Below are 16,101 nucleotides of genomic sequence, written 5' to 3'. Positions count from 1 at the left end.
TTGAAGTTATCCATTTTACAAGTAAATTCGGAAGATCTGAGCCCTTACGCCATCGTGTGCGGAGATCCGTTCCGGGCGGAAGCTATTGCAAGCAAGTTGGACAACGTACGTGAGCTGGCTTTTAGCCGGGAATACCGGACTTTTGTCGGAGAATCGCGTGGCGTAGCTATAACCGTTGTCAGTCATGGCGTCGGATCGCCGGGAGCCGCTGTTTGTTTTGAAGAGTTGATTAAAGGCGGGGTAAAGACGTTGATCCGTGTAGGTACGGCAGGCTCCTACTCCGCTGAAGTTCCGCCCGGCAGTCTGGTTGTGAGTACGGCTGCGGTTCGCGAAGAAGGCTTGACCCGACAGTTGGTTCCGTTAGGATTCCCGGCTGTAGCGGATTCGGATGTCGTTCGTGCATTGTTTGAAGCTGCAAGCGAGACCGAGGGTTTGGTGAAAAAAGGGATAACCGTGACTTTGGATGCTTTCTTCCAAGGGGTTGAGGAATTCCCTCATAACAAATACAAGCGGGCAGGAGCGCTCGCTGTCGAGATGGAAATCTCTGCGTTATACGTCATCGCTTCGCTTCGCGGTGTGCGTGCGGGTGCAATAGTCGCCTTGGATGGCTATGCCGATGCTGATCTGAGGGAAGTCTATGATCCGCATACGGATGTCGTTTCAGGTGCCGTAGAGCGTGAGATTGAAGCTGCAATCCGAGCCATCGTAAAATTGAATCAGTAGAACAAAATACGAAAGGCCTGTTCTTAAGTAGAGTATGCTACTTTCAGGACAGGCCTCTCTTTGTATGCCATGATTATCTGCGGTTCACATCAAAAATGTGCTTGAACTGATTAAACTTATCTACCGCTTGCGCCCGGGATTTAACGCCTAATTTCTCATAAATTTTGCGAACGTAGTTATCGACGGTGCGCTTGCTCATATGCACTTCGTCGGCCATTTGCTCATTCGTTAACCCTTGAACAATCATCGTCATCATATTCACTTCATCGTCGTCCAATAAATCCGTCTGATGTAAATTTCCGCTGGATACTCGCATTTTTTGAAACACAGGAACAGGCACCACCGTAAAATTCTCCAACAAGAGAGTTACTAAACTCTTAATGAGCGTACCGCTGGATTCCTTAGAGATTACCGCGCTAACCTCGAGTCCGATCAAATGATTGTAAAGGTGCGATAATTCAATGCCGGAAAAGATGACAAGGTGAGTTGCAGGGTATTTCCCTTTAATAATTTTGGCAACTTCGTCACCGTATTGATCCGGTAAATTAAAATCAAGAAATACGATATCGGGCACATGCAGGTCCATCAGTTCGAGACATTGTTTGGCTGTAGCCGCAATGCCAACAATTTGCACGCCGTCAATCTGTTTTAAAGTACTTGAAGTCGCCTCAGCCATTAAAGGGTGATCATCTACGATTAAGATCTTTGATTGCTTATTCATGAAGTACTTCCTTCCTGAGTAGGTATGGGAATCCGAATGGTGAGTTCAACGCCGCTTCCTTTATCTGAAAGCAGTTCCAGATGTCCATTCAAATGTAAGACACGGCTTTTCATCTGTTCTAAACCGAAGCCGGAATTCGCGATTGTGCGAAGTCTTTTATCTTTGGCAAGCGCTTGAGGATCTAAGCCTACGCCATTATCCTTGTAAAATAAACACATGTAGTTATCGATGACAGTCAGTTTAATCATGACTTTAGACGCTTTGGAATGCTTCTTGGCATTATGCATAAGCTCTTGGAAGATACGGAAAATGTGTTTCTTGATGTCCATATCCAGGCTTTCTATGATCAAGGACCCCTCGACGTAGAAATGGGTTTCATATTCATTTAACCCAATATCGAGATCCAGCGTTGCTTGAATGGTTTGAATGAGTCCAATGTTTTGAAGCAGATGCGGATTTAATTCAAAGCAGCTTTGGCGCAAGCTTTCATTGACTAAATCGAGATGCTTGATCGCTTGGACGACCTGCTGCTGATCCTCGTTATTCTCGATAAACGAAAGCAGCCTTCTGCGAACCAATAAAATGTCCTGCATGGTCGTATCATGAAGATCCGTAGCAATTCGGTACCGTTCTTGTTCCTGCAATTCGAATAGCGATTTACGGAGCCAAACGACGTCTTGGGCGGCTTCCCCATTCGGGATCTGAGAGGCTAACTCATGCAGTTTCACCGTTAGCTTGCGAATCAAGTAAATATTTTCCAAGCTGACGGCCAAATAAGAAATGATCAGACTCAGCCATTGGCGTTCCTCTAAGCTTAGCATCGTGTTCGTTTTCTTCCTTGCTGTGACGAGATAACAAGCATACTCCTCGTTCTGATTAATGACAAAAATGGAGTACTTCGAGTCATCCAACCGATTTTCACGAAGATATTGTTCGATCTCTTCTAGATTCAAATCGCCCTCGCCAATGGTTTCCATCGAATGGGGATATTGAAACACGATAGCTCCGCCGTATACATTCAGCGTATTCACAATATCGACCAGAATAATATCTTTTAGTTCGCGAAAACTTGTGATGGTGCGCAAATTTCTCGCTATCTTTTTTAGCGCTAGCTGCAAGTAAAACTTTTTAGGAAACATGATGGAATCCAGCTTTGTAACAAAGTACTCAAGCACGTACAGCAAGAAAGAGATTGTTGTTAAAATGAATAAGAAGCTCACCGACAAGGTCTCAATACTGGCTTCCTTGCTGAAAATAAAGGCGATCATGAGCACGATGAGCGTGCTTGGTACCATCGAGATGAGTGTGGTATAGATAATGCGGCGAAGCAGAATATGAATGTCGAACAGCTGCTTTGACACGATCATATACGTGAACGATAAAGGAAATAGTACGACAAAGTAACCCGTGTACAGCGGTGTAACGAGCGGCTCCCCCCTGAACAGTATCGGGAAAAATGACAGCAAAGCGAGCGGTGTTGTCGATATGAACAGGGCGAACCAGACCAGCTTGATAATGGCTTGAATGGACGAATTCTCACGTCGATATTTAAAAAATACATAGCAAAGAATTCCGACATTCAGAACGAAACCGCACAAGAAAAACAGGAGAACGCAGCGATAGTCTACGATATAAAAATGGTAGGTATCCAGCGGAGTGAAATAAATGCATCTCCCGATAAAAGTAATAAGCATTACGCCATACACGTACCTAAAGTATGTAACCGGGAGTGAAATTCCACTTTTCTCTTTGAAAAACTGTGTAAGAAAATGTGCAAAGACAAACGCCAGTATCATCATAAGATCACTGATCATGACCTTTGCGAGGCTATCGCCGCGAGCCGAAGGCGGAATGCACATGAAAATGATGCCTATCATGAGAAACACGAGCGCTAAAAGCCGAGCCGATTTGGAATGCGGAATTTTCCACAGGATCATGAATGAAATGCAAAGAGATAGAATTTCTCCGAACAAAGAAATATAATCAAAGGCCGGTTGAACGATCTCGTTTAAACTAACGGTTAGTTCCTTGCCATCCCTGGAGACGGTAACGGAATCGGCTTGTTCGATCGTGGCCCATTTTCGTACAATTTTATTTTCATTGGGATCTTTCCCATTAATGGAAACAATTTTGTCTCCAACCTGCAGATCGAGCTCCGAACGTATCTCTTCAATTTGAAATAATTTGATGCTCCATTCCATTTGTTCATTTCTTTGCAGCTGAATGCCAAAAAACGTATGTTGAAACGTTACGAACAAAAACCAGATTTGCATGCCTATTAAACAAAAGGATAATAGGATTTTATATAATTTATGATTCAACCACTATATCTTCCTCTCAATCACTGCTATAATAACAGTGGCTACTTAATCTTAATTCAATTAGGGGGTATGGGTATGATCAGTGCTACTTGGTCACCAAATTTATCAACAACGATTGCTTCTCTCACAAAGCTAGATTTAAGTGAAAGATTGACTGCCTTGAAAAGCATCACAAATGTTTCGGATTTAGAAAAACAGGCAATTTTGAAAACGTTTACCAAATCTAGGAAAAACGAACCAAAAGAAGATTTTTGGTTTTAGTTTATTACACCGTTCCTTAATTTTACCAAATCTCTCAAAAAGATTGCAATTAGATTTTTAAAATCTAGCTGCAATCTTTTTTTATTGCGCAAAAAAATGTGCGTTTTTTCGAGAATCGGAGGTGTTTTTACGAAAATAATTATTGCGCTGATATTCCGGACGCTTCGAGATATGATGTAAGTAGGTAATTTTCCAATATCATGTAAATAAGGAGGGAAATCATAATGAATAACGAACAGTTTGAATGTATGTTTGATACGGTGTTAACGGAAGTTGTTAAACAAACCTACAGCACGCTTTCCTTGCCCTCAAAGGAACAAATTCAAATTTCAATGAAGAAGATGATGGACATCATCGAAGCGAATCATCGCTGGAATACAGGAAATGAACGGTAAAAAGCTGAATCGGTGGAGTACTTACGAGCCTTTTGCCGCAAAGTTGGCTGGTAAACAAATAGCCGGCCTCGTTGTTACCGGTCATGCCCAATCCCGCTGGGGCGAGCGTGTCACGCATAAAATAGCGGAGCTTGAAGAAGTTAATTTATTTGTGAGAAAAAAGCTGCAGGACGAACGGATCAAACCCAGTGACGGCAACGAACCGACGGTATTTATCATTGATGATGACGTACAGATGGTTGCTGAATTTGAGTTGATGGAAGAAAACGAGCTGCAACCGGATCATTCGCACTACAAGATGATCGTCGTTACCTTTCTTGAACGGCTGTCTAATAACAATGAATACAGGGATTTAAAATCTTAATATATACGTGTAAAAATGGTTAGGCAGGAGTATTTCTGTCTAGCCATTTTTTTATGGTGTGACTTTTGAACTAAATAAGTTGATGGAAGAAGAAGGTATTGGTGTTATTTTGTCGAAAATAATCGAAGAAAGAAAAAGTAAAGGGGAATTTCTTATGTTGCATAGTGTTGCATGGTTTAGAAGACACTTGGTGGTTCGACTTGTAACCGCTGTTATGATCGTCATATTGGCATTGTCAGCCGGTTATATCACGATGGAATTCCGAAATGCCAAGCACGCAGGAGTGGAAGCGATATCCAGTTATGGCATGCGGCTTTCGGAAAGCTATGCCAGAGGGATGGATGCCGGTAAATTGGAGCAGTTTTTAAAAGATCCGAAAGAAAACGATCTCTACTGGAATATCAGACAGGAGCTGGATCAATACCGCACGCAAATTGGAGCGCTATATGTATATATCGTGCGTTTTGACGAGCAGCGCAAACCATTCCTCATGATCGACGGGCAGCCAAAAGGATCGGACGTCGCTTCCCCCATCAATGAGGAAACGGATATTACGGACGCTGAAATTGATATCCTGTTGAAGGGAGATTCGGCCAGTTCCGAGATGATTGATAATCCCAAATATGGGAAATACATATCGACCTATACGCCCGTGAAAAATGCAGAGGGCAAAGTCATCGCTGCCTTTGGTATCGATACGGCGGCAGGGGTGACGGAGCAAATTTCCTCACGCGTTATTAAAAGCAATCTGCCAGTCTATGGGCTCATGCTTGTTCTTACTATTGCTGCGCTTGGACTTGTTATGCTGTTTGTGTCCCGTGCACTTCGCCCGCTTCAGTGGGTTGGGGCAGGTGCGGAAAGCATTGCCAAAGGCGATTTCATAAGTGCAAGACAGCAATTAGCCGCGAACCCGGTTCGGTCTATTGACGAAATCGGCACGGTGTACAATGCGATGATGAAGATGTCAAACGAGATTAATGATATGCTTCGTACGATCGTGTCAAACGTTTCGCACACATCCCATCAATTCGTTGTGACGACCCAGCACTTCAATGTGCAGGCGCATCGTTTGCTCGAGATGAACACGAACGTGAATGCCTCGCTGCAGGTGGTCGCCGACGGCGCGAACACCGTACAGTTCAGCACCAGCGAAAGCGCGCGCTCTATGGAGGAAATGGCAACGGCCATTCAGCGCATATCCGAAGCTTCTTTAACCGTTTCCGATGCGTCGGACAATGCGCTGCAGAGCGCACAATCCGGACAAACGATCGTCCGGAATATGAATGGCCAATTCGTTACGATTACCACGGCGACGGAAGAAGCTCTTCGCCGGGCAGCGCTGCTGCGTGGTCATTCGCAGGAAATTGGCGTAGCTTTATCCGCCATCTCCGATATCTCGGAGCAAACGAAATTGCTGGCTTTGAACGCATCGATTGAGGCGGCAAGAGCAGGCGAACACGGAGCGGGCTTCGCCGTCGTAGCCGGGGAAGTACGCAAGCTGGCTGATCATGCTGCGGATTCGGCGAAGCTTATCGCCGCTTTGCTGCAAAATATTCATCGCGAGATTGAGCGGATGGGAGAAGCGATGGAAGCGGGCATGAGCGAGATTCAGACAGGCGCCGATTTATCCAAAAAGGCAGAGGAGTTTTTCCGACATATCGTGGAACAGTTCCGTTTCGTATCTGAACAGATTCAAGATATATCCTCAGTTACGGAGCAAATGTCAGCAGGCTCCGAAGAAGTAGCCGCCTCGGTGGTCGATATCGCGCACATTGCCAAATCGTCATCGGACGGAACGTCGAACATCCATCAATTGACGTATGAGCAGCTCAAAATCGCTCAAGAGATTGCCGATTCGGCAGATGCGCTGAGCGGGCTCACGGATGAAATGAGAAAGTCCATCGAACAGATTAAAGTGTAGCTCGTGAGAACCGCCTGATGGAGGGAACACTGTTCCCTTATTTCGGCGAAAAGCTGGATTTCGGGCGCCTCAGGGGAACTACAGGGTCTTAATTCACCTCAAGTACCTAACGATCAGTTAGGAATGGTGAAATAGCGGCCCCTAGTTCCCTTCCCTTTGCCCAAAGGGCTGTTTCTAGCAAAATAGCGCCCTGTAGTTCCCCTTCTATTCCAGCGGGGCATTATCACGGGGAGAGGTAAGGTTTGCTTTTTATTGCAAGCTTACATGCAAAAGGACCGTCAGGAATTTCCCTGACGGTTTTCTTATGCAACAACAGCAGCGGCGTTGCGCGCGGTTTGCATGTTGCCCATAGGACCCGGATTACCTACGGAATTACCACGCCCTACTGACCCTCTTTACTCACCCAGAACGTAACATTGTCACCCTGCATGCCTTTTGCTCCTGGCTGCGGGTCCTGTCGAATGACCGTTCCTTTGGGAAGATTACTCGCTTCGATCACATAGTTATAGTGGAGCCCCATAGCTAAAGCTTGTTGCTCGGCATCCGCCAGCGATTGCCCGACCAAATTGGGCACTACGATTTCCTCTAATTGCTTGTTCGCAGTCCCTCCAGCCTTGGTTGGAACAGGTGTTGCTGAGGGGCTGGTCGTCGGCGCAGCCGGAGTGGAGGTTTGTACCGGTGTCACGGCAGCCGGACGTTCCTTCTCCGAGGATGGCCAAAGCACCCAGCCGGCAGTAGCTGCAACGATAACGGCAGCCGCACCGATTCCAGCCTTGCGCAAGCGGCTCTTGGTGGAGCTTTGCTCTGTTTCATCTTCCGAATCCGTGGCGTCCTCTGCTTCGACGGCTACTTGGACCCTTTGGGACCTGGATGGCCGCAGAAGTACAGGAGGTGCCGCTTCTTCGTTCTGAACGGAAGGCTGCAAGCTGCGCAATCCAAACACGAAGGAGGACAGGGAAGCTTGACCTTGACAGATGAGCTTCACCAGCTTCACCAAAGCATCTTTCTGCTCAGGCGAGGCGGTTGTGATTGGCGTACGCTCCAGCTGCGTGTGCATTACTTCAAATGCGCTCGTAACCGGCTGCGTGCCGCTAAAGAGTTGAAGCATCAACCGGCATAGGCCAACGGCTCCTTGCGCCTGCGGATCTCCTTTGTCCCAATAATTAATGACAGTAAGCTTATTATGATCGTCTAGCCATAGATTGTCGGCGGCAACGGAAAATCCTGTTATCCGCTCCTCCAAGGCGTCAAGCAGGGAGACACCCAAATCAGCGATCATAGCGGTAATCTGATGGAACGACCACGCTTTCTTATGAACTTGCCGGGAAAATAAAGAGCCTGGTTTTGCTTGCAAAATAATGGTTACCGAATCTTCCTCTACGGAAGTATCAAGGATATGCTGAAAACCGTCATGAATAAATGCGGCTTTGTGATGGAGAGTTCGCATATAATCTGCGCCAATCTGTCCTGGTCCAAGCTTTATGTTATAAAGAAGAACTTTACGAGTCAGAAATAAATCTTCTCCATCATGAAGAGCACCCTGAGGTAAGCTGATGATTTGGGTCCCAGGTATGTAACGTGTACCCATCTTGTTATGCATGGAATTTCCATCCTCTCTTGATGGCATCATGAAGCAGTGCCTATATTATATACGATTCGAAGAGATATAGGAATTTTGGTAGATTGTTAGCAAAAATAACATGGAAATCCGAATTTTTTGTTAGAATGATATTACAATTGTTCGGGTTGGATGAGGTGGAGAAAGGAGTAATGCCGAGTTTAACAGCTTGAGGTGGAAAGCATTTTATTTCGTTGACTTTACTGTACACTTTTTTCTCCGAATTTGGAATAAGACTTTACCAAATAATCATAGAAATCGTTGCAAGACCTAATTAAGCATGAAATCCGCACCTGGTTTCTGCTTTTTCTGTTTCTATTGAACTAAAAGTCTATGATTCAAATGGCCTAAATGTTATGATAGTTTACAGATAATTTTACAATATGATCCAATTTGAGGAGGAAAAATGGTGAAAAAAGTCGCAATTTTGGGTGGCGGCGTCGCCGGGATGAGCGCTGCGCATGAATTAATTACAAGAGGTTACGATGTATCCGTTTATGAGTTCAAGAACATCCCTGGAGGCAAAGCAAGATCGATGCCATTCGTTGGCAGCGGCGTCGATGGGAGAAGGGATCTTCCAGGCGAACACGGCTTCCGACTTTTTCCACGATTTTACAGACATGTTATTGATACGTTGAAACAAATTCCTTATGAGAGCGGAACCGTGTATGATAATTTAATGGAAGTAACGCGGCTGGATATTGCTACCTATACGGCTCCCTTGCTGCCTTTGCTCGCGAAGATCGAGTTCAGTCTCGATAACTTCCTTGTTGTTATTCGAGATCTGTTCGATAATAACTTGGGCTTGACGATGGACGATATGGAGCAATACGGGCGAAAGCTGTGGCAAGTTATGACTTCCTGCGAGGAGCGCATTCGCGAGGAATATAATCTGATCGACTGGTGGACGTTCATTGAAGCCGAACAGCAGTCGCCTGCTTTTCAAAAAATATTTGCAGGCTTCACGAAGACACTTGTAGCTTGTCAGTCCAAAATCGCCAACACGCAAACCGTAGGCCCTGTAGCGGCCCAAATGACACTGGATATTACGACGCCGGGGACGAGCTTCGTCCGTCTCTTGAACGGTCCTACGAATGACAAATGGGTGAACCCTTGGTTATCCTTTCTAACGGAAAAAGGCGTTGACTATCATTTGGCTGCAAAAGTAGAAAGCATTGATTGTGTCGACGGCGTCATTCGCAGCGCCAAGGTAACTGAGAACGGAGAAACTTTTGACGTTGAAGCGGATTATTACATAGCAGCCTTCCCGGTCGAGGTAATGGGGAAATTCATTACGGGCGCAATGCTGGAAGCAGATCCAGGCCTCGCCGGTGTGCAGAGGCTGGTTGATTCCGTGGCGTGGATGAACGGGATTCAGTTTTATTTGAACAAAGATGTGACGATTACACACGGCCACGTCATTTATTTGGACGCTCCGTGGTCCCTTACGTCCGTTTCGCAGAAACAATTCTGGCCTGACGTTCACTTGAGCGAGTACGGCGACGGCAAGGTACGGGGGGTGCTTTCCGTTGATATTTCCGATTGGGATACGCCGGGAATCTTATTCGGCAAGCCGGCTACGCACTGCAGCGCGGAAGAGATTAAAGCCGAAGTTTGGGCGCAAATGAAAAAGAGCCTGAATGTGGACGGAGCGGTCATTTTAGAAGACGAAGTTCTACATTCTTGGTTCCTGGATACCGATATACACTTCGAGAACCCTGACCAAGCCTGCACGAATATGGAGCCTCTGCTCATTAACCGCGTAGGGACTTGGGATGATCGTCCCGAAGCATTTACCGCTATTCCGAATCTGTTCCTGGCGGCTGATTACGTACGTACGAATACGAATCTGGCTACGATGGAAGGGGCCAATGAAGCGGCACGCCGTGCGGTTAATGCGATTTTGAAACAAGACGGATCCAAGGAAAAACCTTGTAAAATATGGGAGATGTACACCTTTGAGCTGGCTCATTTCGATGTGCTTAAGGGGTACCATATCCATGACAAGCACCGTTTTGAAAAGGGACTGCCTTGGGATGGCAAAATTTTCAGTTGGTAATGCATGAATCGTGACATGCGCGCTCCGCGGGTGCGGGGTGCGTTTGTCCTGTTAAACGGTATGTGGCTGCAAGGTTACTAGGAGGATTTTATGTTAATTTTGCCGGAATATGAATTGATCAGACAGATTTATCAAGGCGAACGGACCGTGCTTTTCCGTGCCATCCATAGACCGACTATGGAGAAAGTGATTATTAAAACACTGCGGTCCGACTTTCCGGTTTCTGCGGATGTGGCACGATTGAAGCGCGAGTATGAAATCGGTAAAATGCTGGACATCCCCGGCATTGTGAAACCGCTGGGGCTGCCTAAGTATCAGAACAGCATTGCGCTCGTTCTGGAAGATTTCGACGGCGATACGTTGTCGGCTTTTTTTCCTGTCTTTCGCCAGTCGCTTCAAGCCTTTTTAACCGCAGCCATTCAATTGGTCAAAGTCGTCGGGGACATTCATCAGCGATACGTTATTCATAAAGATATTAAGCCAAGCAACATCATTATTAATCCGGATAAAAAGATCATGAAGCTGGCGGATTTCAGTATTTCCTCCTTTACGAGAGAACGTCAAGAAATGTTGGACCCGCTGCTGCTGGAGGGAACGCTCTTCTACATGTCCCCTGAGCAAACAGGCCGAATGAATCGGATCATCGATTACCGCACGGACTATTACTCGCTTGGGGTTACGTTCTACGAAATGCTCACCGGCCGGCTTCCCTTCCAAACGGAAGATCCCGTGGAACTCATTCACTGTCATTTCGCGGTGACGCCAATTCCTCCGGACAGCATTCGAATGGACATACCAAAGCCGCTCTCCGATATCGTGATGAAGCTTCTCGCTAAAAATGCGGAAGACCGCTATCAAAGCGCCTACGGCATCATTCAGGATCTCGAGCATTGCCTCATGATGGTTAACTCACCGGACGATTTCCAAGACTTTACCATCGGTCTCTACGATATGACGGATATGTTCCAAATTCCTCAGGGGTTGTATGGACGAGCCCAGGAAATTGACAGGCTGCTGCATGTTTACGGACGTGCCGTGCATGGCTCATTGGAAGCCGTGTGGGTCACCGGGGAGTCCGGTTTCGGCAAATCGTTTCTCATCGCGGAGACGATGAAAGCGTCCATGAAGGACAACACGTGGTTCATATCGGGACGGTTTGAGCCCGGTAAACAGCATGTGTCCTATCATGCGCTGTCCAGAGCGCTGCGGCAGCTCGTCCGTCAGTTATTGACGGAGAAAGATCAGCAAATTGAAGAATATCGCGGACGTTTGCTCAAAGTGTTGGGAACAAGCGGCAAAGTCTTAATCGATCTTATTCCTGAGCTCGAACTGCTGATCGGCGAGCAGCCCAATGCGAAGCAGCTTCCCCCGCAGGAAACGCAAAACCGGCTGCATTTCTTACTGCAGCAATTTCTGCTTATCTTTTGCACGAAAGAAAGACCGATTGTCCTGTTCCTTGATGATTTGCAGTGGGCGGATGCGGCATCCTTGCATTTCATCGATCTGTTGTTAAGCGACTCGCAAATGAGTCATTTCCTCTTTATAGGCTCGTACCGCAGTGAGCATGATACTAACTGGCTATCCTCCATGCATGTTCAATTATTGGACAAATTGCCGGAGCGGCTTGTTTCGGAACGCATTGTGCTGAAGGCTCTGGAACTATCCGCTGTCAAGCAGTTGGTTGCCGAGTCGTTGAAGACGGAGCAGCAGCACGTTGCTGAATTGGCGCAGCTTGTTCTGCAAAAAACAGGAGGCAATCCTTTTTTCGTCAAGCAATTCCTGACCGCCCTGTATGAACAAAATTTGGTCGCCTACAGCTATGAAGCCAATCGTTGGATTTGGGATATGAATGAAATTCAGAAGCTCCGAATTACGGACAATCTCATGTTCCTCCTTGCAGAGAAGCTGCTGCGCATGCCATCCCGAACGCAATATTTATTGAGGCAGGCTGCTTGCTTAGGAGCGACCTTTGACCTGGAGGCGCTCGGCATCATTGCCATGACATCGTTTGAAGAGGTTTTGCAGGAGCTGGAAGTTTCCATTCAGACGGGACTGATCATCCCGGTCGGCACGGATTATAAATTTTATACGGATATGCCTGGCAATTCAGCCGCACAGGACATTCGTTTCATGTTCGTCCATGATTCCATTCAAGAAGCTGTCTATGGCTCGATCGAACAGTCCATTCTGCCGGAGAAACACTTGCACATTGCCCGCAAGCTGTTGGAATTTTTGCCAGAAGCACAAATCGAGCAGCGCTTATTCGATATTGTGAATCATATGAACATCGGTTCCGGCTTGTTAGTTGAACGTCAGGAGATTATTAAGCTGCTGGAGTTTAACCTTCGCGCAGGCCGTAAAGCCAAATCCTCGAACGCCTATCGTTCCGCACTCCAGTATTACAATAAGGCTTTGGCTCTGCTGAAGCTGGTTGAGGATAAAGAGATGGCGGATCTCAGCTTCTCTATCCGGCTTGAGAAGTCTGAGGTGCTATATTTGAACGGCCAGGCCGATGAGGCGGAAACCTCCTATGAGCAATTGCTCCTCGACGCGCGTACGAACGAGCTGAAGCTGGAAGTGTATAACTTGCAGGTTATTTTGTACACAAACGTGGGGAAACAGCGCAAAAGTGTGGAGGTGGGCCTAAAAGCGTTAGCTGAACAAGGGCTGCGCATCCCGAGTGAGCCAACCAGTTTGAACATATTTCTGGCCTATGTGAACCTTAAAACAAAGATCGGACGTAAAAATACGCTTCAACTTTACGATTTGCCGATCATGGAAGATGAGTACCGTTTCAAATTAATGAATTTGATGATGAGTATCGCGGTATCGGCGTACTTCGTCAACACGAATTTGTTCGTGCTTTTCATGTTCATTATGACTAAGCATGCGTTGAAATATGGCAATACGCCAGTTATGTCCTACGTGTTTGGGTCCTACGGATTAATCCTGGGTTCAGGTTTCGGAGATTACCAGCTCGGCTATCAGTACGGGCAGCTCGGACAGCGATTAAATGCCCGCTTCCAATCCCATCAGTATCGCAGCAAAAGTCACTTTTCCTTTGGATTGTTTGTTACGCCTTGGGTCAAACCGCTGCCGGTGTGCTTGGAGCAATTGAACGAGTCGTTCAAAAGCGGAATCGAAGACGGAGATCTCGTTTTCGCCGGTTATGCGCTGACCTATCAGGTGCTGACGAAAGATTTTCAAGGCGTGCCGCTCCCGGAAGTGCAGGACGATCTCAGCAAAAATTACCGCATCCTGGAACAAACGAACCATCACGATACGCTGCTCATGCTGGAAATGCTGCGCATGGTGATTCAGAATTTGGAAGGGAAGGCCGGGAATCCTCTGATTATCGGCACGGATGAGGAGCAGGAAGAGCGTTTTGTCCGGAAGCTGGAAATCCATCCGAATCAAGTTATTTTGCATGAATATAAGGTTAAAAAAATAATGCTGTACTATTTGTTCGGTCAATACGAAGCGGCTCTAAAGACCAGCAAAGAAGCAGAGCCTATGCAGTCTGTATCCTTCGGCTTGTTCCATATTCCTGAAAACTATTTCTATCATGCTTTGTCGATTGCGGCGATGTATAAGGAAGCATCGATCCTTGAGCAGAAGGCGTTCGCCAAGCAGATGGGCAAAATGCTGCGCAAAATGGACAAGTGGGCCTCCCACGGCCGGGAAAATTTCTCGCACCTCAGCTCATTGATGCATGCCGAGTGGAGCCGTGTCACGGGGAATTTCCAGAAAGCCGAGCAGTACTACGAATTGTCCATCCGGCAAGCAAGGGAACAGGGCTTCATTCAACATGAAGCGATAGCCTGCGAGCTGGCGGGAAAACTGTACAAAGACGCAGGCCGCGAGAAGATTGCCAAAACCTACTTCATAGACGCGTATTACGGTTATTTAAGTTGGGGCGCAAAAGCGAAGGCTGACGAGTTGAAGCTAAGATATCCGAACTATTTAACCTCCCTGAAAGAGCAGCAGGACTGGAGTACGACGAATATTAGCGACTACTCGCTGCAGGCGCTGGATTTTATGACGATTATGAATACGTCCAGGTCTTTATCCAGCGAAGTCAACTTGGAGCAGCTGATCAAACGTTTGATGGAAATTGTAACCTACTCCTCAGGCGCTGAGCGCAGCATCCTTGTCCTCAAGGAAAAAGACAGCTTGTACGTCGAGGCAGAAATGCTGGCTACAGACGGCAAAGACTCCTGTATCGTTAGTCCGGTAGCTCTTGAAACGAGAGAAGATCTTCCGGCTGCTGTGATCCAGTTCGTTGCCAGGACCAAGGAAGGCGTTGTTTTGGATGATGCGGCGAATAAAGGCATTTTCACGCATGATCCCTATATTCGGGCAGCCGAAGGCAAGTCGATTTTTTGCGAGCCGATCCTGCACCAGGGCAATTTAGTCGGCGTTTTTTATCTTGAAAACAATTTAATTCGCAATGCCTTTACGTCGGACCGTCTTGATATTATCAAACTGCTGTCCGCGCAGGCGGCAATTTCGATTGAGAATGCGAGACTTTATAATGATTTGGAGTCCAAAGTCAAAGAGCGGACGAACGAATTGATTCTCATGGAGACGTCCCGGCGCGACCTGCTGTCCAATATTTCACATGATTTGGGTACGCCGCTAACGTCCATTCAAGGTTATGTAGAGGCGATTCTGGACGGGGTTATTCAAGAGCCGGAAGAGCAAAGAAAGTACCTTTCGGTCGTCCATATGCGGATCGTCGGCATTCAGCGGTTGATTACTGATCTCTACCAGTTGAGCCGCTTGGAAACGAAGCAGTTCCATTTCCAACTTGCGCCTACTTCCTGCCAATCGATGGTGTGTCAACTGTTTGCCAAGTATGAGCTGGATTGCGCCAATGCAGGCATCACCTACACACTGGACATGGCGCAGTCGGAAGGCGAAGAGATGCTCCTAACCGTAGATATAGACCGCATTGAGCAGGTGTATGCGAATATTATTTACAATGCCATAAAGTTCTCGGCTAGAGGCGGTTTCATTCATGTACGAGTGGAAATCAAAGGCGATCCCAGCGAGCTTGTAATCCGGGTTACCGATACTGGCGTGGGAATTAGCGAAGAGGATTTGCCGCACATTTTTGAAAGGTTTTACAAAGTGTCCAAATCACGCAGTACGTCGGGCGGCAGCGGTCTTGGTTTGGCGATAGCCAAAGAGATTGTGCAATACCACGGCGGACAAATCTGGGCGGAAAGCCGCCTGGGCAAAGGCTGCAGCATTTCGTTCTCCTTACCTGTACACCGGATCTAGCAATGCTTACAAGAGCTGTCCTCATGCAAAGAAGCTGCATGGAAGGACAGCTCTTTGCTATGGCCGAATTGTCACACGGGTGTGGATGGGGACAAGTGCGGCCAATTCCAGCACATCCTCGTTGTACATTCGGATGCAACCGTGAGAGGTAAGCTTGCCAATGGAGGAGGGATCGTTCGTCCCGTGGATGCCGTAATGCGGCTTGCTTAACCCCATCCAGAAGACGCCGAAGGGTCCGCCGGGATTGGGTTCTTTATTGATAATGGTAAACTCCCCGGTGGGTGTTTTGGTTACCATTCGGCCGATACCTACAGGGAAGCTCCGCACGACGCGGTTTACATCGAGCAAATGTAATTGGAAATGAGACAGATCGACGATGATGCGGTATTTGGGCATAGGATTTTCACCTCCGTCTATCCTATGTGGGTATTC

At 47.0% G+C, this 16,101-nt stretch carries 11 protein-coding genes and 1 pseudogene; 8 read left to right on the top strand and 4 right to left on the bottom strand.

The window, feature by feature from the left end; all coding sequences use genetic code 11:
- A complete protein-coding gene (locus GC097_RS32310) occupies positions 1-723 on the top strand; it encodes a nucleoside phosphorylase (RefSeq protein ID WP_171687372.1) in 723 nt (240 codons plus the stop codon).
- Positions 724-796: 73 nt separating this feature from the next.
- Here GC097_RS32310 and GC097_RS32305 read toward each other — a convergent pair whose 3' ends face one another.
- Both GC097_RS32305 and GC097_RS32300 read right to left on the bottom strand, forming a co-directional pair.
- Entirely contained in the window at positions 797-1,444 is a 648-nt protein-coding gene (locus GC097_RS32305; protein ID WP_171687371.1) for a response regulator transcription factor, read from the bottom strand.
- Complete coding sequence (locus tag GC097_RS32300) at positions 1,441-3,717, bottom strand: sensor histidine kinase (protein WP_171687370.1); 2,277 nt, start codon at positions 3,715-3,717, stop codon at positions 1,441-1,443. The genes GC097_RS32305 and GC097_RS32300 overlap by 4 nt, the downstream gene beginning before the upstream one ends.
- A 123-nt stretch (positions 3,718-3,840) precedes the next feature.
- Here GC097_RS32300 and GC097_RS32295 point away from each other — a divergent pair, with 123 nt between their 5' ends.
- The 4 genes from GC097_RS32295 to GC097_RS32280 all read left to right on the top strand — a co-directional run bounded on the left by GC097_RS32295 (position 3,841) and on the right by GC097_RS32280 (position 6,706).
- Positions 3,841-4,026, top strand: a complete 186-nt coding sequence (locus GC097_RS32295) for a hypothetical protein (protein ID WP_171687369.1) — start codon at positions 3,841-3,843, stop codon at positions 4,024-4,026.
- A 224-nt stretch (positions 4,027-4,250) separates the two neighbouring features.
- Positions 4,251-4,421: a hypothetical protein gene (locus GC097_RS32290; protein WP_171687368.1), complete on the top strand. Its 171-nt coding sequence runs from the start codon at positions 4,251-4,253 to the stop codon at positions 4,419-4,421.
- Positions 4,411-4,785, top strand: coding sequence for a hypothetical protein (locus GC097_RS32285; protein WP_171687367.1), 375 nt, complete (start codon positions 4,411-4,413; stop codon positions 4,783-4,785). The genes GC097_RS32290 and GC097_RS32285 overlap by 11 nt, the downstream gene beginning before the upstream one ends.
- Positions 4,786-4,939: 154 nt before the next feature.
- Entirely contained in the window at positions 4,940-6,706 is a 1,767-nt protein-coding gene (locus tag GC097_RS32280; RefSeq protein ID WP_171687366.1) for a methyl-accepting chemotaxis protein, read from the top strand.
- A 382-nt stretch (positions 6,707-7,088) separates the two neighbouring features.
- Here GC097_RS32280 and GC097_RS32275 read toward each other — a convergent pair whose 3' ends face one another.
- A complete protein-coding gene (locus tag GC097_RS32275; protein WP_171687365.1) occupies positions 7,089-8,306 on the bottom strand; it encodes a Stk1 family PASTA domain-containing Ser/Thr kinase in 1,218 nt (405 codons plus the stop codon).
- Between the two features lie 424 nt (positions 8,307-8,730).
- Here GC097_RS32275 and GC097_RS32270 point away from each other — a divergent pair, with 424 nt between their 5' ends.
- From GC097_RS32270 to GC097_RS35385, 3 genes and pseudogenes are all read left to right on the top strand, one after another.
- Positions 8,731-10,383, top strand: coding sequence for a hydroxysqualene dehydroxylase (locus GC097_RS32270; RefSeq protein WP_171687364.1), 1,653 nt, complete (start codon positions 8,731-8,733; stop codon positions 10,381-10,383).
- 90 nt (positions 10,384-10,473) lie between these two features.
- Positions 10,474-15,162: pseudogene (locus tag GC097_RS32265) on the top strand (AAA family ATPase); the annotation flags it as partial.
- Positions 15,163-15,216: 54 nt separating this feature from the next.
- Entirely contained in the window at positions 15,217-15,669 is a 453-nt protein-coding gene (locus tag GC097_RS35385; RefSeq protein WP_376768442.1) for a sensor histidine kinase, read from the top strand.
- 57 nt (positions 15,670-15,726) lie between these two features.
- Here GC097_RS35385 and GC097_RS32260 read toward each other — a convergent pair whose 3' ends face one another.
- Positions 15,727-16,065 (bottom strand): L,D-transpeptidase, encoded by a 339-nt coding sequence (locus tag GC097_RS32260; RefSeq protein WP_171687362.1) that lies wholly within the window; start codon positions 16,063-16,065, stop codon positions 15,727-15,729.
- Positions 16,066-16,101 lie beyond the last annotated feature (36 nt).

Origin of the sequence: Paenibacillus planticolens (genome assembly GCF_013141725.1) — a bacterium.
In the GTDB taxonomy this organism is placed as follows: domain Bacteria; phylum Bacillota; class Bacilli; order Paenibacillales; family NBRC-103111; genus Paenibacillus_E; species Paenibacillus_E planticolens.
The sequence above is the reverse complement of the archived record's forward strand: the minus strand, read 5'-3'. Positions and strand labels throughout refer to the sequence as shown.